The organism is Flavobacterium noncentrifugens, from assembly GCF_900100375.1.
GTDB lineage: Bacteria > Bacteroidota > Bacteroidia > Flavobacteriales > Flavobacteriaceae > Flavobacterium > Flavobacterium noncentrifugens.
Window position 1 is genome coordinate 291,672 of sequence record NZ_FNEZ01000005.1, and the last position, 23,113, is coordinate 314,784.

At 41.7% G+C, this 23,113-nt stretch carries 19 protein-coding genes; 17 read left to right on the top strand and 2 right to left on the bottom strand.

The genetic code is table 11. The annotated features are described in order from the left end of the window. The first annotated feature begins 2 nt into the window (after nt 1–2). The gene (locus tag BLS32_RS14955) at nt 3–746 is read left to right on the top strand and encodes a head GIN domain-containing protein (RefSeq protein ID WP_091397625.1); all 744 of its coding nucleotides are present in this window, start codon (nt 3–5) and stop codon (nt 744–746) included. Between the two features lie 142 nt (nt 747–888). Here BLS32_RS14955 and gldA read toward each other — a convergent pair whose 3' ends face one another. Beyond that, complete coding sequence (gene gldA, locus BLS32_RS14960; RefSeq protein WP_091397628.1) at nt 889–1,785, bottom strand: gliding motility-associated ABC transporter ATP-binding subunit GldA; 897 nt, start codon at nt 1,783–1,785, stop codon at nt 889–891. Nucleotides 1,786–1,878: 93 nt separating this feature from the next. Between gldA and BLS32_RS14965 the strand changes: the two genes are divergently transcribed. From BLS32_RS14965 to BLS32_RS14985, 5 genes are all read left to right on the top strand, one after another. Continuing rightward, nucleotides 1,879–2,490, top strand: coding sequence for an outer membrane beta-barrel protein (locus tag BLS32_RS14965; protein ID WP_091397631.1), 612 nt, complete (start codon nt 1,879–1,881; stop codon nt 2,488–2,490). 262 nt (nt 2,491–2,752) lie between these two features. Beyond that, on the top strand, nt 2,753–3,580 hold the full coding sequence (locus tag BLS32_RS14970) for a prephenate dehydratase (RefSeq protein WP_091397635.1): 828 nt from the start codon (nt 2,753–2,755) through the stop codon (nt 3,578–3,580). After that, on the top strand, nt 3,577–4,728 hold the full coding sequence (locus BLS32_RS14975; RefSeq protein ID WP_091397638.1) for a pyridoxal phosphate-dependent aminotransferase: 1,152 nt from the start codon (nt 3,577–3,579) through the stop codon (nt 4,726–4,728). Before BLS32_RS14970 ends, BLS32_RS14975 begins: the two co-directional genes overlap by 4 nt. 4 nt (nt 4,729–4,732) lie before the next feature. Continuing rightward, entirely contained in the window at nt 4,733–5,584 is an 852-nt protein-coding gene (locus tag BLS32_RS14980; protein WP_091397641.1) for a prephenate dehydrogenase, read from the top strand. Nucleotides 5,585–5,701: 117 nt separating this feature from the next. Then, on the top strand, nt 5,702–6,784 hold the full coding sequence (locus tag BLS32_RS14985) for a bifunctional 3-deoxy-7-phosphoheptulonate synthase/chorismate mutase type II (RefSeq protein WP_091397645.1): 1,083 nt from the start codon (nt 5,702–5,704) through the stop codon (nt 6,782–6,784). Nucleotides 6,785–6,901: 117 nt separating this feature from the next. Here the strand turns inward: BLS32_RS14985 and BLS32_RS14990 are convergent, their stop codons facing one another. After that, nucleotides 6,902–7,396, bottom strand: a complete 495-nt coding sequence (locus BLS32_RS14990) for a YybH family protein (RefSeq protein ID WP_091397648.1) — start codon at nt 7,394–7,396, stop codon at nt 6,902–6,904. Between the two features lie 340 nt (nt 7,397–7,736). Between BLS32_RS14990 and rsgA the strand changes: the two genes are divergently transcribed. The 11 genes from rsgA (at nt 7,737) to BLS32_RS15050 (ending at nt 23,001) form a co-directional block, all read left to right on the top strand. Continuing rightward, nucleotides 7,737–8,717, top strand: coding sequence for a ribosome small subunit-dependent GTPase A (gene rsgA, locus BLS32_RS15000; RefSeq protein WP_091397654.1), 981 nt, complete (start codon nt 7,737–7,739; stop codon nt 8,715–8,717). Then, nucleotides 8,717–9,169, top strand: coding sequence for a D-aminoacyl-tRNA deacylase (gene dtd / locus BLS32_RS15005; protein WP_091397657.1), 453 nt, complete (start codon nt 8,717–8,719; stop codon nt 9,167–9,169). Before rsgA ends, dtd begins: the two co-directional genes overlap by 1 nt. Before the next feature lie 50 nt (nt 9,170–9,219). Further along, complete coding sequence (locus BLS32_RS15010) at nt 9,220–11,127, top strand: DUF3857 domain-containing protein (RefSeq protein WP_091397660.1); 1,908 nt, start codon at nt 9,220–9,222, stop codon at nt 11,125–11,127. Nucleotides 11,128–11,188: 61 nt separating this feature from the next. Further along, nucleotides 11,189–13,204, top strand: a complete 2,016-nt coding sequence (locus tag BLS32_RS15015; protein WP_091397663.1) for a transglutaminase family protein — start codon at nt 11,189–11,191, stop codon at nt 13,202–13,204. Between the two features lie 26 nt (nt 13,205–13,230). Continuing rightward, a complete protein-coding gene (locus BLS32_RS15020) occupies nt 13,231–15,195 on the top strand; it encodes a DUF3857 domain-containing protein (protein WP_245699485.1) in 1,965 nt (654 codons plus the stop codon). Nucleotide 15,196: 1 nt separating this feature from the next. Further along, a complete protein-coding gene (locus BLS32_RS15025; protein ID WP_091397665.1) occupies nt 15,197–15,523 on the top strand; it encodes a nucleotide pyrophosphohydrolase in 327 nt (108 codons plus the stop codon). Nucleotides 15,524–15,655: 132 nt separating this feature from the next. Then, nucleotides 15,656–16,885: a 3-phosphoshikimate 1-carboxyvinyltransferase gene (locus BLS32_RS15030; RefSeq protein WP_091397668.1), complete on the top strand. Its 1,230-nt coding sequence runs from the start codon at nt 15,656–15,658 to the stop codon at nt 16,883–16,885. Between the two features lie 139 nt (nt 16,886–17,024). Then, nucleotides 17,025–18,074 (top strand): tRNA preQ1(34) S-adenosylmethionine ribosyltransferase-isomerase QueA, encoded by a 1,050-nt coding sequence (queA, locus tag BLS32_RS15035; RefSeq protein ID WP_091397669.1) that lies wholly within the window; start codon nt 17,025–17,027, stop codon nt 18,072–18,074. 289 nt (nt 18,075–18,363) lie between these two features. Next, on the top strand, nt 18,364–19,641 hold the full coding sequence (gene kynU, locus BLS32_RS15040; RefSeq protein WP_091397672.1) for a kynureninase: 1,278 nt from the start codon (nt 18,364–18,366) through the stop codon (nt 19,639–19,641). Between the two features lie 111 nt (nt 19,642–19,752). Next, the gene (locus BLS32_RS15045) at nt 19,753–21,810 is read left to right on the top strand and encodes a T9SS type A sorting domain-containing protein (RefSeq protein ID WP_091397674.1); all 2,058 of its coding nucleotides are present in this window, start codon (nt 19,753–19,755) and stop codon (nt 21,808–21,810) included. A 105-nt stretch (nt 21,811–21,915) separates the two neighbouring features. Then, nucleotides 21,916–23,001, top strand: a complete 1,086-nt coding sequence (locus BLS32_RS15050) for an agmatinase family protein (protein WP_091397676.1) — start codon at nt 21,916–21,918, stop codon at nt 22,999–23,001. The last annotated feature ends 112 nt before the right edge of the window (nt 23,002–23,113 follow it).

Sequence of the window (23,113 nt, forward strand, 5' to 3'; positions counted from 1 at the left end):
AAATGAAACAAATAATATTCTTCTTAGCGGTGATTTTATGTGTGGCAGGCTGTGACAGTGTCGATTGCGTCAAGTCGACAGGGCCAATGCAATCAAAGGATTTCACCGATTTAAAGTTTACTAAAATCCGCATCAATAAAGGCATTGCGTTGGTTTTAAAGCAAGGTGCAGAAACTTCTGTAAAAGTCGTTTCTGGCGAAAACCTGATCAATGATATTGAAGTCACAGTTTCCGACAGCCTGATCACGTTCAACGACAACACGAGCTGCAACTGGGTGCGCGATTACGGGCAAACGACGGTTTATATTACCGCGCCAAACATTACCGATATTTTTAGCAAAACTGAGCAAAATATCACTTCTGACGGCATTCTGGCATACGATAACTTACACCTCACGGCCATCGATTCTGAAGACGGAATGGAAGGCGCGGGAACCGGAGATTTTATATTAAGTATCGAAAATGAGAATGTTATTGTAGAAAGCAATACCGTAACCAGGTTTTATCTTTCAGGCAAAACCAAATACCTGGAATCCGATTTTTACAGCGGCAACAGCACGCTCAAAGCAGAAAATTTAATGGCAGATGCTGTCAAGATATTCCACCGCGGCTCAAACGACATGTTCGTGCATCCGCTAAATAAAATTTCAGGAGATATTTATAATGTAGGTAATGTTCACGCGGTTTTCAGGCCGGGAATCGTTAGTGTAAACGCGCATTACCGCGGAAGGTTGATTTTTGATTAGGAGCTGTTTCCTGCTTTCCGCTGCAATCTTTTTTATTTTGCTGCGCGCCACAAAAAAGGATTTCCGCTGCAAATGCGTAAGCATTCACCGAACTTTTATGAAAATAAGAGTAGAGTGAGGTAATCAGGGCTAGGGCATTCTGCTATTTTTTAGTGATTTCCCTGAAAACAGCTTCAAGGTTTTTATTTTTCTGGTTCAGCTGCAACGTTTTGAGTCCGTTGTCATGGGCAAAATCAAATACCGCCGGCCGCATATCTGTATCCGATTCAAAAGTCAGTTCCCAAATCATGTCGTGCGTATTTACATACGATTTTAAATGCGGGATTTTCGCCACTGCTTCTTCTTCGACACGAAAATCAAATTCGACTTCAATGACCTGTTCTTTTCCGGCAATTAAAGTATCGAGTTTTTTATCGGCTACAATTTTTCCCTGATCGATAATGATCACGCGGTCGCAAATGGCTTCGACTTCCTGCATGATGTGTGTCGATAAAAAAACCGTTTTGTCTTTTCCGACATTTTTGATCACATTCCTGATTTCAATCAATTGGTTCGGGTCGAGTCCGGTCGTAGGTTCATCCAGGATCAAAACCTCGGGATTGTGCAAAAGCGCATTCGCAAGCCCAACGCGTTGGCGATATCCTTTAGACAATTGCCCGATTTTTTTATGGCTTTCAGGCGACAATCCGGTTAAAACAATCACATCTTCAATACGCGATTTCGCTACTTTATAAACATCAGCATTAAAAGACAAATATTCACGCACATACAAATCCAGATACAACGGATTGTGTTCAGGCAAATAGCCCACAGATTGCTGCACGGCTTTTGCGTTTTCATTCACGTCAAAACCATTCACGGCGGCAGTTCCCGAATCGGCATTGATGTAAGTCGTCAATATTTTCATCAGCGTCGATTTTCCGGCACCGTTTGGACCAAGAAACCCTACGATTTCTCCCCTTTTTACAGAGAAGGAAATGTTGTCCAGCGCTTTCTGGCTGCCATAATTTTTGGAAATATTGCTGATTTCTATTGACATGTCTGAAAAGATTTGGAACAAAAGTAAGCAGAAAAAAGATTTGTTACTCAATTTTGTTACTTTTGCGCGGTTTTAACAATTTAACAAACAAACATGAAAAAATTTTTACTCTTGGCAGCTTTGGCTGTAATTTCATTTGCAAATGCACAAAAAGGAACCGTCTTAGTTATGGGAAACATTGGTTATGAATCAACCAAACAAGATCAGGTATACAACGAGGCAACATTGAATACATTTACTTTCGGACCAAAAGTCGGCTATCAGTTTAATGACCATTGGACCGTTGGTGTTGAGGCAAATATCGCTTCATCAAAAGAAAAACATGCTGCTGCTTTCCCGGTATATAGTTTTACAGAACAAAAAAATTCGACTTTTGCTGCCGGTGCATTCGTGCGTTATTCGAGGGCTTTAAGCGAAACTTTTGCGGTTTATGCTGATTTAGGGGCCGGACTGCAGAATGCAAAAACGACACTGACACAAACTGAGGAATTTGGTACAACGAGCGCAACTTACAAAGGAAATGGAATGTATGTAGGCTTAACACCGGCATTGTTCATCAACTTCAAGAAAAGCTTCGGGTTAAATTTCAGCATTGGCGGACTCGGTTATGAAACATTAAACCAGGATCATAGCGTAAGTGATAACCGTCGTTTCTATTTTAATTTTGGAAAAACAATAAACATCGGGATTTCTAAAAACTTCTAGTTCCACCCCAACCCATCTAAAAGCATTCTCCAACGGATGCTTTTTTTTTGTTAAAAAAAATATTTTTTCCGAATAAGAAAAATATTTCTCTATTTTAGCCATTCAAAATAAAGGCATGTTAAATAACAATTTTTATTACAGCAATTCATTTTACTTCTTTTGGAAGCTGAAAGGGATTGTCGTATAACGTTATTTGAAAAATTATTAATTCAAACGAAATATACAATCCCGATGCAAATCGGGATTTTTTTTTGCCAAAAATATGGATACAAAAATTGCAATACAGGGCATTGTCGGATCATTCCACCATCAGGTGGTTTTGGAATATTACGGGCAAAACCATTTGGTGGATGAATGCCTTTCCTTTGAGGATCTGGTGCAAAGCATCTTGAAAGAAGAAGTTGCCGAAGCTGTAATGGCCATTGAAAACTCTATTGCCGGATCGATTATTCCGAATTATGCATTAATCGATCGTCACGAACTACAGATTACCGGCGAGCATTTTTTAAACATCCACCAAAATTTAATGGCTTTAAAAGGCCAGCAGATTTCAGATATTACCGAAGTGCATTCGCATCCGATGGCGCTCTTGCAATGCATGGAATTCCTCAAAAAGCATCCGCACATTAAATTGGTTGAAGATAAAGACACCGCCGAAACAGCACGCCGCATCCACCAAAACCAACTTAAAAGCATCGCTGCAATTGCCAGTAAAGCTGCTGCGGAATTATACGATCTCGAAATCCTTGCGCCCGAAATCCAGACGATCAACAACAATATGACGCGGTTTGTAATTGTCCAAAAAACAAAAACGGTGTTGCCCGAAGAAAAAATCAACAAAGCCTCGCTGAAATTTGAACTCGAACACAAACGCGGCAGCCTTGCGGTGATTTTAAATGTGATGAGCGATTGCAAGCTGAACCTGACAAAAATCCAGTCGCTGCCCAAAATAGAAACACCCTGGAAATATGCTTTTTTCGTCGATGTGACTTTCGAAAAATACGACGATTATAAAAAAGCAAAATCCCTTTTAGAAATTATGGCCTCACATTTTAAAGTGCTTGGCGAATACGAAAACAAACAGCCATGATCGCAACAGCCACACGTTTACACACCGTTGAAGAATACTATTTTTCGTCCAAATTGCGGGAAGTGCGCCAATTGATGGCAGCAGGAAAACCAGTGATCAATATGGGAATCGGAAGCCCGGATCTGGCACCGTCGCAAGCCGTTATTGAAGCGATCCAGCATGCAATGCACGACGATAATGCGCACCAATACCAGAGTTATCAGGGTTTGCCTGAACTGCGAAATGCAATGGCCGATTTTTATAAAATTCATTTTGATGTTGAGGTAAACCCGGCAAATGAAATCCTGCCGTTGATGGGTTCGAAAGAAGGAATCCTGCACATCTCAATGGCATTTTTGAACGAAGGCGACCAGGTTTTGATCCCGAATCCGGGTTATCCAACCTATAGTTCGGTAACGAAATTGGTTGGTGCAGAACCAGTTTATTACGATTTGGCTGCAGATGAAAATTGGGAACCCGATTTTAAAGCTTTGGAAAAAGCCGATTTATCGAAAGTCAAAATTATGTGGCTGTCTTATCCGCACATGCCAACGGGCGCAGCAGGAAATTTGGAGTTGTTTAAAAAAGCAGTCGCATTCGCTGAAAAGCACCAAATTTTACTGGTCAACGACAACCCGTACAGTTTTGTTTTGAATGCCAATCCGATTTCGATTTTACAAATTGAAGGTTCGAAAGAAGTGGCTTTGGAACTGAATTCCCTTTCTAAAACATTCAACATGGCCGGATGGCGCGTTGGGATGGTTTTGGGAAATCCGGAATTGATCGATGCGGTTCTAAAAGTTAAAAGCAATATGGACAGCGGCATGTTTTACGGCATCCAGAAAGGTGCGATCGAAGCGTTGAAAAGCGACAAATCATGGTTTGAACAACAAAACGAAATTTATCAGAAACGCCGCGAACTGACATTCAAACTCGCTGAAAAACTCGGCTGCACGTTTGATAAAAACGCTGTCGGGATGTTTGTCTGGGCAAAATTGCCTGCCGGAATCGATTCCTCTGAAAAATTTATCGATAATATTTTATACGACAAAAGCATTTTTATTACACCGGGAACGATTTTTGGCAGCAATGGTGAAGGATACATTCGTTTTTCGCTTTGCGTCAAAGAGGAAGAAATAGCAAAAGCCATCGAACGATTTAACAATTAATCCTATGAAAATATACATTATCGGGCCAGGATTGATCGGTGGATCATTTGCTTTGGATCTTCAGGACAAATTTAAAGAAGCTGTGATTTACGGCATCGACAGTGTTGAAAAACATCTGGATCAGGCGTTGGAATTGGGTGTGATCCATCAAAAAGCAGTTCTCGAAGAGGTCAAAAATGCCGATTTCGTCATTGTTGCCGTTCCGGTGGATGTTGCGCTGGAATTGTTGCCGAAAGTCCTCGATTTAATTTCCGATCAGGCATTGGTCATTGAAACCGGTTCGACGAAAAACCCAATCTGTGAAGCATTGGCAAACCATCCTAAAAGGCGCAATTTCATGGCAACGCACCCGATTGCCGGAACTGAATTTTCCGGGCCTTCAGCAGCGATACAAGGTTTGTTTGATGGAAAAACGAATATCATCTGCGAGGTCGAAAAAACAACATTTAAATTGCAGGAAAAAGCCATGCAGTTCTTTAAAGATCTGGGCATGAGAATCCGCTATATGGAGCCAAAATCACACGACAAGCACATCGCTTATGTGTCGCATTTGTCGCACATCAGTTCGTTTATGCTGGGGAAAACGGTCATCGAAAAGGAAAAGCACGAACGCGATATTTTTGACATGGCCGGTAGCGGATTTGAAAGTACGGTACGGTTGGCGAAAAGCTCACCTGCGATGTGGACACCGATTTTTCAGCAGAATAAAAAGCAGGTCGTTAAAAGTCTCGATGAATATATTTTGAATTTGCAACAGTTCAAAAACTTGCTCGAAAATGACGATTATGATGCGATTTTCAATGAAATGGAAAGCGTCAACAGGATCAAGGAGATTTTGAATGGAATGAAGAAATAATTAACAGTAAATAATTAGGAAAAATATTGACGGGTTGCGGAGTTATAAAAGCAAACAAAATCAGTCTTGGCTCCTGCTTCTTGCAGCGAAGCGGTCTTTCTTCTAAAAACAAAAACTATGGAAAATAACAAACGAATGAGAACCTGGCTCGATGATTTCAATTTAACGCATCCGCTTGTGATTGCCGGGCCTTGCAGCGCCGAAACCGAAGAACAGGTTTTGAAGATTGCACACGAACTCAAGAATTCCGATGTCAGCATTTACCGCGCGGGTATCTGGAAACCGAGAACGCGTCCGGGTGGATTTGAAGGCGTTGGTGCGATTGGGCTCAAATGGCTGCAAAAAGCCAAAGCGGAAACCGGATTGTTGATGGCGACAGAAGTGGCGAATGCCGCTCACGTAAAACTCGCATTGGAACACGATATTGATGTGTTGTGGATTGGCGCAAGAACGACTGTAAATCCGTTTGCGGTGCAGGAAATTGCCGATGCATTACAAGGAACTGAAAAAATCGTATTGGTCAAAAATCCGGTAAATCCTGATTTGGCTTTGTGGATTGGCGGCGTCGAACGTTTGTACAATGCCGGAATCAAAAAACTTGGCGTGATTCACCGCGGATTTTCGACGTATGAAAAAACAAAATACAGGAATATTCCGGAATGGCAGATCGCAATTGAGTTGCAGAACCGTTTTCCGGATTTACCATTGATCTGCGATCCATCGCACATTACAGGCAAGCGCGATATGATTTTAGAAGTGTCGCAACAAGCATTGGATCTGAATTATGACGGATTGATTATTGAAACACACATTGATCCCGACAATGCTTGGAGCGATGCGGCTCAGCAAGTCACGCCAACTGCCTTGAAACAAATTTTTGAAGACCTGAAAATCCGGAAGGAAACGACTGAAGAATCGGATTACAACAACGAAATGATCAAGCTGCGCGCGAATATTGACATCGCCGATAGTAAATTATTGGAGATATTGGGCAACAGAATGCGCGTCGCAGAACAAATCGGCGCATTGAAAAAAGCCAAAAACGTTGCGGTTTTACAAAACAAACGATGGAATGAAATTCTTGGAAAAATGATCCTTGACGGTGAACAGAAAGGCTTGAGTGAGGAATTTATCCTGCGGATTTTTAAAGCGATTCACCAGGAAAGCATTTCGCACCAGGAGAAAATTATCAACGCTTAGGTTGAAAAAAAATACCATTAAGGGATTAAGACATATTAAGCCGTTATTCTTAATGGTTTATTTTATTAGAATATATGAAAAAGCGCTTCAATTGAAGCGCTTTTTGTTTTGGGAATTTTATTTTTTCGGCATGTCAGATGTTCCCATGTCGCGGATACAAACATATTTTCCATCTTTTTTAAGGAATAAAGCCATGAAATTTCCGCTTGAAACCACGGCATTTGTGTTGTCAGTCATTTTATAACTGCCAATTTCTACGACCTGGCTGCCATCGGGGGAAGGAAAAACCTCCTGCGTTTCATAGGTGACTTTGGCGCCTTTTGGTGCAGTAGCCATTTCTTCTTTCATGTTTTTATGAATGGCTTCCCGGCCAACGAAAGGTGCTTTGTTTTGTGAAAAACTCGTGGCGTCATCGGCATAATAAACAATTCCGTCCGGTTTTCCGGCAGTCATGGCATCGGCGAAAGCGGTTTCCATGGATTGGAGTTCGGTTTTGATTTGTGAGGCATCTGCCATTGGTGGAGGCGGTGGTGGACCGTCTTTTTTGGTGCAGGCTAAAATGGTTGCGGCAATCATGCAGAAAGCCATTCCTTTGAACATCATTTTTTTCATAATTTGTTGGTTTAAATTAATGTTTTGAGGTTAAGCTACAGATCAAAAGTTATTAAAAATAAGTATAATTTATTGAAAATCAGATGTTTTAAATGGTTTTTTATGCGGTTGCGTTCTGGATTTCTCCTGCGTCGGAATGACAGGTTTGCGCGGTGTTTCGCGTGAAGGATAGTAGTGAAAATCCTTTTTTGCCGGGATTGCGCGTGTTTCAAACCATACTGCTGATGGCAAAAAAGATTGCAGCGGATAGCCTGACCCGCAGGGGCACGCCATAATAATTTAAGGCAAGTTTCGGATGTATGATTCTAAAAACGTAATTTTGCAGTTCAATCTCGAATACATGACTGGAACCGTTTATAAATCTACAGGAAGCTGGTATACCGTGAAATCTGATGCTGGCGATTTTATGGAATGCCGTATGAAGGGAAAATTCCGCATGAAAGGAATTAAGAGTACAAACCCGATTTCGGTGGGCGATATTGTAGATTATGAGATTGATGAAACTTCGGATGCGAGAACGGGAACGATTTATAAAATCCATGAACGGAAGAATTACATTGTAAGAAAATCGGTGAATTTGTCGAAGCAGATGCACATTATTGCGGCGAATATCGACCAGGTTTTTTTGTTGGTTACAATTAACAACCCGCCGACGACTACGAGTTTTATTGACCGATTTTTAGTCACTGCCGAAGCCTATAAAATTGAAACCGTTTTGGTTTTTAATAAGATTGATACGCTTGATGAAACTTCGCTTGACGAGCAATTGTATTTGCAGCACATTTACCAGGAAATTGGATACAAATGCCTGCGTGTTTCTTCAACTGAAGGAAAAGGCGTAGATCAGTTGAAGAAAATGATGGTTGGAAAAGTGAGCATGTTTTCGGGACATTCGGGCGTTGGGAAATCGACTTTGGTCAATGCTTTGGAGCCGAGTTTGCATTTAAAAACCAAGAATATTTCAGAACAAAGCAAGCAGGGACAGCATACGACGACCTTTGCAGAAATGTATGACCTGTCATTTGATGCAAAAATAATTGATACGCCGGGAATTAAGGGTTTTGGGATTGTCGATATGGAAAAGGAAGAAATCAGCGGGTATTTCCCCGAATTCTTTAAGCTTCAGGACCAATGCAAATTCAACAATTGCCTGCATAAAGAAGAGCCGAATTGCGCGATCAAAAAAGCGCTGGAAGAAGATAAAATTGCGTGGTCGCGCTACAGAAGCTACCTTCAGATCCTCGAAGGCGACGACGAACATTACCGCACCGATATTTACAACGACGACCGCATTGCGAGTGATGAAAGCCGGAAGAACTGATGAAAATCGCTTTGCAAAGGGTTTCTGAAGCTTCCGTAACGATTAACGGCGCAAAATGTGCAACCATTCAAAAAGGTTTGCTCGTTCTTGTGGGCATTGAAGAATCCGATGATAAAAACGACATTGATTGGCTTTGCAGCAAGATCGTAAACCTCCGGATTTTTGGTGATGAAAATGACGTGATGAATTTGTCGGTTAAAGATGTTGACGGCGAAATCATCGTCGTGAGCCAGTTTACTTTGCATGCTTCTACTAAAAAAGGCAATCGGCCATCATATATTCAGGCGGCAAAACCCGAGATTGCAATTCCGCTTTACGAGCAATTTGTAGCGGCGCTTGAGACTGCTTTCGGAAAAGAAATCCAAACCGGAAAATTTGGTGCCGATATGAAAGTGGCATTGGTTAATGACGGGCCGGTAACGATTTTAATCGACACGAAAAATAAATCCTAAAAGTTAATTAAATCTTAAAAAAAAGTATATTTTTGGGAAAATTATAGCCCATGAAAGTTGTTTTCCTATACGCCTTTATCTTCTTTTCCATTGGAATTCTCCATGCTCAAAAAACAGATTATTTATTTGCTACAATTGCGGATAGCTTAAAGGAAAATGCGAACGCCGTAGTGAGATTAGATCAGACTGACATCAGGATTCTATCGCAACGCAACCTATCGGTCAGCAATAAAAGGATTGTCACGGTCTTGAATGAAAAAGGGCTTGGCAATATTGATGCGACTGAATATTATGACAAAACATCGTCTGTAAAAAGCATCGAAGCGACTGTTTATGATGCTTTTGGGAAAGAAATTAAAAAAATCAGGCGTAAGGATTTCAGGGACCAATGTGTGATTGACGGCGTGACCACTTTTTCAGACAACCGAATCATTTACCTCGATTATACGCCGGTCCAATATCCGTTTACCATTGTTTTTGAGAGCGAAAGATCGACTTCAAATACCGCATTTATTCCGCTTTGGCTGCCGATGAACGATTATTTTCTGAGTGTTGAAAAAAGCATTGTAAATGTCACTTATCCTGAAAATTTAGGATTTAAGAAAAAAGAGCTTCATTTTTCAGGTTTTCAGATTCAGAAAACTGCAGATTCTCCCACTTTTCTATCTTACACAGCAACAAATTTTATCGCACGCAAGCAGGAAGATTACAGTCCGCAATATTTGGATATTTTCCCGGTCGTCATGTTTGGCCTCGAAAAATTCCATCTTGAAGGTGTTGATGGAAATGCGTCGACCTGGCAGGAATTTGGAAAATGGTATTCAGAGAAGATTTTATCGGATGTCACCAAGCTGAGCGAATCGTCAGTAGCGGCGGTCAAAAAACTCGTCGGCAATGAAAATGACCCGATTAAAAAGGCGAAAATCGTGTATGATTTTGTTCAGAAGAAATCCAGATATGTAAGCATCCAGGTTGGGATTGGCGGGTTTAAACCCATGCAGGCCGCTGATGTCGACCGGCTTGGTTATGGCGACTGCAAAGCGCTGACCAATTATACCAAAGCGCTTCTTGACGCCGTTGACGTTCCGTCATATCATACCGTTTTATACGGGAACCGCAGGCAGCGCAGCATTGATGGCGACTTTGTTTCCATGCAGGGCGACCACATGATTTTAGCGCTTCCGAGTGGTAAAGAGTACATTTTTCTGGAATGCACGAGCCAGGACAATCCGTTTGGCTATCAGGCCAATTTTACCGATGACCGCGATGTGCTTGTCATTAAACCGGACGGCGGCGAAATCGTGCATACAACAAAATACATTGACAAAGACAACAGGCAGTTCAGCGTTGGAAAATACAATGTTGCAGCAGACGGCATGGTTTCGGCAAATGTCGCGATCACTTCTGAAGGCTCGCAATACGGAACAAAATTTCCGTTGGAAAATAACGCTCCGACAGAAAATGAAAAACATTATAAATCCTATTGGAACAACATCAACAACCTGAAAATGAATAAAATTGCGTTTCGCAACGACAAGGAAAAAGTACAGTTTACCGAAAACGTAACTTTTGATGCGGTGAATTACGGAAGTGTTACCGCGCCACGGATGATCTTCCCTGTGAATCTTTACAATCAGTATTCGGCCAATCTGAAAAGGATCAGAAACCGCAAAACGCCTTTTGAGATTTTGCGCGGATTTTATGATGAAGACGAAATTGCGATTGCGCTTCCCGATGGATTTGCAATAGAATCAATACCGAAAAACTTTGAGCTTTCAGGAAAATTCGGGGAATACAAAACAGAACTTGTGCAAACCGATGCGCACCATCTTGTGTACAAACGAAAACTCTGGATGAAAAAGGGAAGTTTTCCAAGTGATGATTATGAAACATACCGCAATTTCATCGATCAGGTGGCGCGGAATGACAATGCCAAAATTGTATTGCTCAAAAATTAGCGCTGCAATATTGAGTTTTTCAGGAACGACAAAACAAATAGACAACTGATACTACAATCGTATGAACCAAAAACAATTGATTTTCATTTCCTTTTTAATGTTTGCTTTCAGCACCATGGCAAATGCCCAAAAAATGGAGCTCGGGAAAGTGACCCTCGCGGAACTCGAAGAAAAAAGCCATCCCAAAGACCCATCTGCACCTGCGGCGATCCTGTTTAAAAAAGGGATTTCAAAATTTGATTACACCCAATCTGACGGTTTTACGATGATCACTACCGTAAAAACAAAGATCAAGATTTATAAAAAAGAAGGATTTGATTGGGCCAACCAAAAAGTCTGGTACCGCTTGCAAAGCAATGTGAAGGAAAATGTTTTCTTTTCGGATGCGGTAACTTACAATCTTGTGGATGGCAAAATCGTGAAAACCAAACTAAAAAATGAAGGCGAGTTTGATGAAAAATTAACGCGGTATATTGGCGAAAAGAAAATTACGATGCCTGCGGTAAAAGAAGGTTCGATCATCGAATTTGAATATGAGATTAAATCTCCAGTCATTGGCAAAATCCGCGATTGGGATTTTCAGGCGACGATTCCGGTAAATTATTCGGAATTCAAAACTTTCATTCCTGAATATTTCATTTACAGGGTGAATCAAAAAGGCTACCTGTTCCCGAAAGCGAGTGTTGAAAAACTCGAACGGTCGATTATGTATACGTATCGGGAACAAGCCAAACCCGGAGACATAACAATCGGTGGAGGTTCACAGGAAAACCTCAAATTTTCGGAAACAAAGACTACTTATATTGCAGAAAACCTGCCGGCTTTGCGCGATGAGAATTTCGTGAATAATATCGAAAATTACATGGCGACCATATCGCACGAACTGTCAATGGTTAAATATCCAAACGTGCCCTTGAAAAATTATTCGACCGATTGGGAAAGTGTTACAAAAACCATTTATGACAATGACGATTTTGGAATCGAACTGAATAAAACAGGCTACTTTGAAAATGCCCTGAAAACGTTAACTGAAGGCCTGAAAACCCAACCCGAAATAGTTGCAGCTATTTTAAATTATGTAAAAACCAATGTAAAATGGGACAATTACTACGGATATTCGTGCAATGACGGCGTGAAAAATGCCTATAAGACCAAAACAGGAAATGTTGCCGAAATCAACCTGATGCTTGTGGCAATGCTTCGCTATGCGGGAATCAACGCCAATCCGGTTTTGATCAGCACCAGATCTAACGGAATTTCATTTTTTCCAAACCGAACCGCATTCAATTATGTCATCGCAGCAATAGAAAACCCAAACGGCGTGACACTGCTTGATGCCACAGAGAAATTTTCGCAACCCGACATATTGCCGTTGCGCGATTTAAACTGGATTGGCCGACTCATTAGAAAGGACGGAACCTCTAAAGAAATTGAACTCATTCCTAAAAAGCCTTCGAAAGAAATCATATTCATGAATGGCACGATCAATCCAGAGGGCTTTGTAACGGGAAAAATCAGGAAGCAATATACCGATTACGAAGCATTGCAGTTCAGGCAGCAATATGTATCGGTAAACCAGGAAATTTATCAGGAAAACCAGGAAAGCAAGCATCATATTGAAATCAGCGAATACCAGCGTGATAACGATCAGGACATTGCAAAACCCGTTGTCGAAAATTTCTCTTTTAAAAGTACAAACGAAGTAGAGAACATCAATGGCAAAATATACATTTCTCCAATGCTTTTCTTACGGATGAAAGAAAATCCGTTTAAGCAGGAAGTCAGGGAATATCCTGTCGATTTTGGTTATCCAACCCAAAGCAAATACAACCTGACGCTCGAAATTCCCGACGGTTACAAGATACAAACACTGCCTGCCGCTGCAAACATCATTACCGCAGATGAGTTTGGCGCATTCAAATACATCATTGGAAGCACTGGAAATAAAATACAAATTACGATCACTTCAGACATTAACACTGCGATTCTTCCTGCTGATTATTACGCAGTGCTGAAAGATTATTTCCAAAAAATGTACGATAAAGAAAACGAGAAAATCGTATTGATAAAAGCCTGATGATGCGGAAAATAAAAATATGCTGGATGGTTTTCTTGCTTTTGGGCTTTCTTTCGGCAACAGCCCAAAAATTCGAACTGGGAAAAGTCACCATCAGCGAATTGCAGGAAAAAGCAAACCCGAATGACACCAGCGCTGCCGCTGCAATTTTATACAATAAAGGCAAAACCACGTATAAATACGATAACCACAAAGGTTTTTCGGTTAAGCATGAATACGAATTCCGGATCAAAATTTATAAAAAAGAAGGACTCATCTGGGCCGATTTTAAAGTGCCATATTATGTAGGCTATGAAAACCTGAATAATGAAATGGTAAGGTTTTCGGATGGAATCACTTACAATTTAGTTGATGGAGCGATCGTAAAAACCAAACTCACCGGCGAAGGAAAGTTTAAAAAAGATGTCAATGAATTTTGGAATGAAGCTTCGATTGCGATGCCAAATGTAAAAGTTGGCTCGGTAATCGAATTCAAATACACGCTGGTTTCAGAAAACATCACCGAGTTTCCGGATTATTGTTTCCAATATGAAATCCCGGTCAATTATTCGGAATACCGTACAGAAATCCCTGAATTTTTCATTTACAAACCGATATTGTCGGGTTTCAAAAAAGTCGAATCAGAATCAAAAATCGTCAACGGTTACCAGAACTTTGCCAATGAATACAACCAAACCGTAAACCTGTCGTTTCAGCAGATCAACAGCATTTATACCGCTAAAAATGTTCCCGCATTAAAAAGCGAACCTTACGTAGACAACCTAAGCAACTACAGGTCGTTTGTATCGCACGAACTCGAAAAAACGCGCTTCCCTGAAGTTCCTGAGAAAAATTATGCAATGACCTGGGAAGGTGTTGCGAAAATGATTTATAAGGAAGACCGTTTTGGAAAAGAACTCAATGCGCATTCGTATTTCGAGGCCGAACCCGCGCCTTATTTTAAAAATGCTGCAACAGCTGCTGCGAAAGTCAACGCCGTTTTCGATTTCGTAAAAACCAGGATGAACTGGGACGGAAAGTATGGCTATCTGACTAAAAAAGGTGTCAAAAAAGCATTTGAAGATAAAACAGGAAACGTTGCAGAAATTAATCTGATGCTTATCGCTATGCTGAACCACGCCGGGATCAATGCCAATCCGGTTTTAATCAGCACAGTTTCAAACGGCATTCCGGTGTTCCCAAACCGCACCATTTTTAATGCCGTCATTGCAGCTGCCGAAATAGACGGGAAAACGCTCCTGTTGGATGCTACCGATAAAAATGCCACCGCTAACATTTTGCCATTGCGCGATTTAAACTGGACGGGCAGGCTGATCCGGCAGGACGGCACATCGCAGGAAATTAAACTGACACCTGAAGCGATTTCCAAAGAAGCGATTACAGTCGTTGCCAATATGGATGCCACCGGAAAATTTACCGGAAAAGCGCGCATTCTTAAAACAGACTACGAAGCTTACGATTTCAGGCAAAAATACAGGGGATTTAATAAAAACGATTATCTCGATAAGCTTGAAGCGAATTTTAACAACATGCAAATTTCTGATTATTCAGTTCAAAATGATGCAGAGGTATCAAAACCTGTTACCGAAACATTTACCTTTGCATCTAACAATAGTGCTGAGTTTTTAGGCGGAAATATCATGATAAGGCCGCTGCTTGATTTTGTAGGGAGCGGAAATCCGTTCGTGGCCGAAAAAAGGCAATACCCGATTTATTATGCCTATCCGACCCAGAAAAAAATCATGGTTAATGTTGAAATTCCTGACGGATTTGAGATTGCTTCGGTTCCGGCTTCGGTTTCCATTTCAACTGGTGAGAACGTTGGCTTTTTTACGTATGCAGCGCAGGTCACTGGTACAAAAATCCAGGTCACCATGTCCTCAGAGATCAGAATGCCTATGATCTCTGCCGATTTTTATGAGCCGCTTAAAGCGTTCTACAAACAAATGAATGAAAAACTGAACGAGAAAATCGTTCTAAAAAATAAATGATATGAACCTCAAAGATTCGCAATTGGAAGTAGACAACTGGATCAAAAACCACGGTGTCCGCTATTTTAACGAACTCACAAATATGGCGCAGCTAACCGAAGAAGTAGGCGAAGTCGCACGTATCATCGCACGCCGTTATGGAGAACAATCAGAAAAAGAAAGCGACAAAAACAAAGACCTCGGTGAAGAATTGGCAGATGTTGTTTTCGTCGTATTGTGCCTCGCGAACCAAACCGGAATCGATCTTCAGGAAGCTTTCGATAAAAAACTCGACCTCAAATCTTCGCGCGACAAAGACCGCCACAAGAACAATGAAAAGCTAAAATAAGTTTATAAATACAAAAATATAAAGCTGTCCGATTTTCGCGACGGCTTTTTTTTAAGCAATAGAAATGACATTTTATACGTCCAAAAATATTAAAATGGGTTACTTTTGGATTCTTCAAAATAATGCACTCCAATGAATTTAAGGATCAGTTCGCCACAGCCCGTAAAAAATGCCGCTCTAAATATTTCAGGTTCCAAAAGTGAAACCAACAGGCTTTTATTGCTGCAGGCATTGTTTCCCGAACTCGCCATAAAAAACACTTCAAATTCAGACGACAGTGAAGCCATGATGCGCGCGCTGACCATCCAAAACGGCCTGGCCGACATTCACCACGCCGGAACTGCCATGCGTTTCCTGGCCGCTTATTTCGCTATTCAGGAAAACCGGGAAATCATCCTAACCGGTTCGCAAAGAATGCAGGAACGCCCAATCGAAATTTTGGTTGAAGCGCTGCAACAGCTTGGCGCCGATATTTCGTATGTTAAAAATGCAGGCTTTCCGCCAATAAAAATCAAAGGAAAAAAACTGGTTCAGAATCAAGTCACGCTGAATGCGAATGTCAGCAGCCAGTACATTTCTGCTTTGCTGCTCATTGCACCGAAACTCGAAAACGGACTCGAACTGACACTCGAAGGCAAAATCACATCCGTTCCTTATATTAATATGACTTTGGCGCTGCTTGATGAGATTGGAGTAAACACTTCTTTTATCGGAAATGTGATCAAAGTAAGCTCAAAATCTGAAATCAAAAACCCAACAAATGTAACTGTGGAATCTGATTGGTCTTCAGCTTCCTACTTTTATTCCATTGTTGCGCTTTCGCCGATCGGTACACAAATTAAACTTTCAAGTTACAAAGAAAACAGCTTACAGGGCGACAGCCATTTATCTGAAATTTATGAAACCATGGGCGTAAAAACCGTTTTCGAAAACAACCAGATCATTATAACCAAAAACGATCGGGAAACCCCAGTCATCGCTTTCGATTTAAATAAAACGCCAGACATCGCGCAAACCATCGCCGCAACGTGTTTCGGACTCGGGATTTCATGCCGCTTAACCGGTTTGCATACGCTCAAAATCAAAGAAACCGATCGTTTAGAAGCTTTAAAAACAGAACTCGAAAAACTCGGGGCCACGATCGCTGTAACCAATGACAGCCTGATTCTCGAAAAATCAACCTTCATAAATCCTGAAATTAAAATCGCAACCTACAACGACCACCGAATGGCGATGGCCTTCGCTCCATTGGCCATCAAAAAACCAATTTTGATCGAAGATGCGGGCGTCGTTTCCAAATCCTATCCTGATTTCTGGAGCGACTTAAAAACACTCGGATTTTTAATCGAAGAAACAAACTAAAACTTCGCGATGCCTTGCTGTTGTTGGCTTCCTGAAAATAAACCCCAAAACACTTGACAACGCCTGTCGCACAATCGTATATTTGCACCCACTTCAGGCCAAATAGCCCCAAAAGAACGCAGTTAAACCAAAACGATATATGAAATTATCACACTTCAATTTTAATTTACCAAAAGAATTGCTTGCAGAATATCCGGCTGAAAACCGCGACGAATCGCGCCTGATGGTCATCAACCGCGAGAAAAAAACCATAGAGCACAAAATGTTCAAAGACGTGATCGATTATTTCGGTGACGGCGACGTTCTGGTACTCAACAACACCAAAGTTTTTCCTGCGCGTTTGTACGGAAACAAAGAAAAAACCGGCGCAAGAATCGAAGTGTTTTTGCTTCGCGAACTCAATTCAGAGCAGCGCCTTTGGGACGTATTAGTCGATCCGGCGAGAAAGATCAGGATCGGGAACAAATTGTATTTCGGCGACGACGATTCATTGGTTGCTGAGGTCATCGATAACACGACTTCACGCGGAAGAACATTGCGTTTCCTTTACGACGGTTCATACGAAGAATTCAGGAATAAACTGACAGAACTTGGTGAAACGCCCATCCCAAAATACATCAGCCGCGAAGTAACGCCCGAAGATGCCGAGCGTTACCAAACGATTTACGCCAAAGAAGAAGGCGCTGTTGCCGCTCCAACTGCCGGTTTGCACTTCTCAAAACACTTGCTGAAAAGATTGGAGATCAAAGGCGTAAACTTCGCTGAGGTCACTTTACACGTCGGCCTTGGAACTTTCAACCCGGTTGAAGTAGAAGATCTTTCCAAACATAAAATGGATTCGGAAGAACTCATCATCACGCAACAAGCCTGTGATATTGTAAACGACGCCAAAATTAAAAAGAAAAGGATCTGTGCGGTAGGAACGACTTCGATGCGTGCGATCGAAAGCTCGGTTTCATCGGCAAAAACACTCAATCCATTTGAAGGCTGGACGAATAAATTCATTTTCCCACCACACGATTTCAGTGTTGCCAATTGTATGATCACAAATTTCCATACGCCAAAATCAACATTACTGATGATGGTTTCTGCATTCTGCGGCCACGATTTAATGAAAAAAGCCTATGAAGAAGCGATCAAAGAAGGATACAAATTTTATTCTTACGGCGACGCGATGCTGATTTTGTAAGGCATAAGTAAAAAGGCAAAAGACAAAAGCTTGAGCCTGTTCAAAAATAAAATCCTGTCAGCAATGGTGGGATTTTTTGTTTTTGGGCGTTGCCTGCGGCCGGGCTTTCCGCTTCAATCTTTTTTGAATTCCTTCCGCTGCGCTGCAGGTCATTCCAAAAAAGGATTTCCACTGCAATCCCTAACGCGAACCTTAAACCGGGATTACTTCTTCGACAATACCTTCTTTCGACTTTTTGACTTTTGACTTTCGACTGTTTTCCCTACTTTTACCAAACAAACAACAACCTATGACCTTTCAAAATACCAAAGCATTCGCGCAACAACTCGATGCTGAAGACCCGCTTTCTAAATACCGCGATGAATTCCACTTCCCGAAAGTCAACGGCAAAAAAGTGATTTACTTCACCGGAAATTCCCTCGGATTGCAGCCCAAAAGAACCAAAGCCTATGTCGATGAAATCATGACCGACTGGGCAGAACTTGCCGTTGAAGGCCATTTTTACGCGCATAAACCCTGGTGGGATTATCAGGAACGCTTTGCAAATCCGTTGAGCAAGATCGTCGGTGCCAAGCCGTCTGAAGTCACTGTAATGAATACGTTAACTGTAAACTTACACTTATTAATGGTGTCTTTTTATAAGCCCGAAGGCAAAAGATTTAAAATCCTCTGCGAAGCAAAAGCATTTCCAAGCGACCAGTATATGATCCAGTCGCAGGTGAAATTCCACGGCTACAAACCAGAAGATGCGATTGTTGAAATCCAAAGACGCGAAGGCGAACACAACATCCGCCTTGAAGACGTATTGGCAAAAATCAAAGAAGTTGGAGATGAATTGGCGTTGGTCTTGATCGGCGGTGTCAATTATTACACGGGGCAGGTTTTCGATATCAAAACGATCACAAAAGCCGGTCATGAAGCGGGTGCAAAAGTGGGTTGGGATCTCGCACATGCCGCGGGAAACATCAAACTAGAACTGCACGACTGGAATGTCGATTTTGCTGCCTGGTGCAGTTACAAATACATGAATTCCGGCCCAGGAAATGCATCAGGCTGTTTCGTTCACGAAAAACACCACCACAATAAAGAATTGCCAAGATTTGCAGGCTGGTGGGGACACAACAAAGAACGCCGCTTTAAAATGGAACCAGATTTTGATCCGGCAAACGGCGCCGAAGGTTGGCAAATCAGCAATCTTCCGGTGCTTTCGCTTGCACCTTATCTGGCTTCGGTTGAAATGTTCGACGAAATTGGAATGGACGCGCTCATCGAAAAAAGGGATAAAATAACAGCATATCTCGAATTCATATTGCACGAAATTGACAAAGAAGTCGACAGCACATTTGAAATCATTACACCGTTGGCACCTTCAGAAAGGGCTTCGCAGTTGTCGGTTTTCCTGCACGGCGAAGGCAGGAAGCTTTTCGACTACCTGATGAAAAATGGCGTCATAACCGATTGGCGTGAACCGAACGTAATTCGCCTGGCGCCGGTTCCTTTGTATTGTTCTTATGAAGATATGTACGAATTTGGCCAAGTTTTAAAAGCAGGTATACTAAATTCATAAGCCGAATTCTTAAAAGTTTGATGAAAATAAAAAGAATTGAAAAAGTATAAACAAAATATTTTAGCTTTGTAAGCTACTGAAAACAATGTGTCAAATTAAATACTACTACAAATGAAATTGAAATTACCTCTCATGGCATTGGTTGCTGCTTTCGGGTTTGCCACTAACGCGCAGGTTTCAAAAAACGAAAACGCTGCAAGAAAATGGATTACAGATCATTCGAAAGAACTGGGAATTAAAGATTATCATACATTTAAACTGAACTTTGTAAAGAAAAGCCTTGCAGGGGAAACGCTTCGTTTTCAGCAAATGATCAACAATGTGCCGGTTTACCATTCAGAAATTGTAGTGCATTTCAATCAGAATGACAAACTCAGTTTTACTTCTGAGTCTTTTGATGCTGCAGCAAAAAATATCACGACTACGCCAAGCCTTTCTACAGATGCCGCTTTAACTGCTTCAAAAGAAAGCTTGAAACTTAACGTAAGCTATACGGTTGATGAAAAAGAATTGATTGTTGCCGAAATCAATGACCAAACCAAATTGGTCTATAGAATCGTAACGAATCCAGCAAATGGAAAAGCCAGTTGGGAAGTTTTGGTCGATGCTCAAACAGGGACTGTTTTAAGCACCAAAGACGTTGCAATATACCACCGTCATGAAAAAAATAGTATTGAACAACCTAAAAAAACAAATTCAATTGTTTCGATGGCACCTTTTGCTTTCGTAACAGGAACAGCGATGGTGTATCTTTCAGATCCGTTGTCTGCTGCACATGTTGCTTATGGAGCGACAGGTTATGTTGATGGAAATGATGCAAATACTACGCAATTGGCTGCAGCAAGAACAGCAGTAACGTTGCCAGAAATTGATTTGACGGCAGGCATTTATAAGTTAAAAAGTTCTTATGTACAAATAGGCGACTTTGAAACACCAAATAAAGGTTTGTTTACCCGGGCAACAAGTGATTTTAATTTTACAAGGGACAATGACGGTTTTGAAGCGGTAAATGTTTTTTACCAATTGGACAAAAGTTTAAGATATATCAATGAAACATTAGGCATTGTATGTAAGCCGAGTTTAAATAGCGGGGTTCTTTTATATGATCCTTCGGGATTGGATGGTGACGACAATTCACATTATGTTCCTTCTACGGAAAGAATCGCTTTTGGTGAAGGTTGTGTAGATGATGCTGAAGATGCTGATGTCATCTGGCATGAATTTGGTCACGGCGTTCACGACTGGTTGACAAACGGAAGCACTTCGCCATATATTGGTGAAGGAAATGGTGATTACTGGGCTCAATCTTACAGCCGAAGCCTAAACCAATGGACATCTTCTGATGCGGCATACAATTACATGTTCAGCTGGGACGGTCACAATACCTGTTGGGATGGAAGAACTACCAATTATGCAGCACTCTATCCAGGTGGACTGGTTGGATTGCAAGGTGGCGCAGCACATACCGACGGACAGATCTGGGCGACAGTCCTGATGAAAATATGGGATGCCATCGGAAGGGAAAAAACAGACAAAATGTTCCTAGAAGGTTTAGTACTTACAAACAGCAGCAGCAATCAACAAAACAGCGCCAGGGCTTTAAGACAAGCGGCCATAGACATGAGATACAGTTGTGCTGATGTGAGGACCATTACCCAGAAATTTACCGCTGCAGGTTATACGATGCCTGCATTGTTGGTGGTGAGTGCGCCCGAAACTGAAACTGTCACAGTTGATGCAGAGGGTAATTATATTCTTGGGGATTTTACCTCAGAAACGATTGTATACAGTCCGAATTGTGATGTTCCCGCAGTTCAATCTCCACCGCCGGGAACGGTTTTTCGTGCAGGAACTTATGTGATTACAATGACCAGCGGAACTGCTTCTGATACATTCACCCTTGTGGTAGAGCCGGCGTTAGGGCTTAATGACAATGCAAGAGCAAATGACATCGTAGTGTATCCAAACCCTGCCGTCAATGAAATCACTATCAAAGGAAACCTTGATACTACTGATTCCATTTCGATCTACAACATGCTTGGCCAAAAAGTAATCGAAAAAGCAATCGATTCTAAAGAGCAAAAAGTAGATGTTTCTAAATTGCAATCAGGCGTTTACACGATCAATTTTAACAACAGCAAATTCTCTTACAAATTCGTGAAAAACTAATTTTAAGAAACCATTAAAGCAAGCCGCAGTGAAAATAACATTTCATTGCGGTTTTTTTTTTGGCAAATAAAGTACCTTTGCGTCCGATTGAAAGAACACTAAAAAATGACTAAAGAACAAAAAATAAACAGTTTCGATCCGTCGCAACCCGGATTAGCTGACCAAAGTATTTTCGGATTGCCCTTTACGGCAGATGAAAGCGAAATCATCATCATCCCTGTTCCCTGGGAAGTGACTGTGAGCTACGGCGCTGGTGCTTCTGAAGGTCCAGAAGCAATTTTAGACGCGTCATTTCAAGTCGATTTGCACCACCAGGAATTCCCAGAATTGTGGAAACTCGGGATGTACCTCGACCTGAATGAACAAACCGCAAAATGGAATGACGACAGTGCCAGATACAAAAACCTCGCACAACCGATCATCGAAGCGCTTGAAAGCGGAGAAGCAATTGAAAATAACCCTAAGCTTCAGGCTGATCTCGATAAGATCAATAAAGTGTGTGGCGATCTCAATACTGAAGTCCGTGACCGCACTTTGCACTGGATGGGCAGAGGCAAAAAAGTCGTGCTTTTAGGCGGCGACCATTCTACGCCGCTCGGCTATTACCAGGCTTTGGCAACACAACATGACAACTTTGGGATTTTGCATTTGGACGCGCACATGGATTTGCGGATCGCCTACGAAGGATTTAAATATTCACACGCTTCCATTATGTACAATGCGTTGCAGATCCCGCAGGTTTCAAAAATTGTACAGGTCGGAATCCGTGATTTTTGCAAACAGGAAGTGGAAGTGGCACAATCTGACCGCGTCGTTGTGCATACCGATATGGATTTAAAAGCAGAAAGCTTCCAAGGCATGACCTGGGAAATGCAATGCGACAACATTATCGCTGCGCTTCCGCAAAAAGTCACAATCAGTTTTGATATCGACGGCATGTATTCGTGGTATTGCCCGAATACAGGAACGCCGGTTCCAGGCGGATTTTCATTCGAGCAGGCAACGTATTTGTTAAGCAAATTGGCCGGCAGCGGAAAAGAAATCATAGGGTTTGATCTTGTTGAAGTCGCTCCCGGCGATGACGACTGGGACGGAAACGTGGGCGCCAGGATGCTATACCACATGTGCGGTGTCCTTGCGAAAAACAACGGGCTCGAAGTGGGACAAAAGATCAATTTCAAGAGGAATTAATACAAAGGCGGACAGTTTGTCCGTCTTTTTTGTTTGCGACAAACATCATTTTGAATGCAATGTTGATCCGCGTGAGCGATTAAGGCGGTATCCTTGCAGCGCAGCGGAAAGA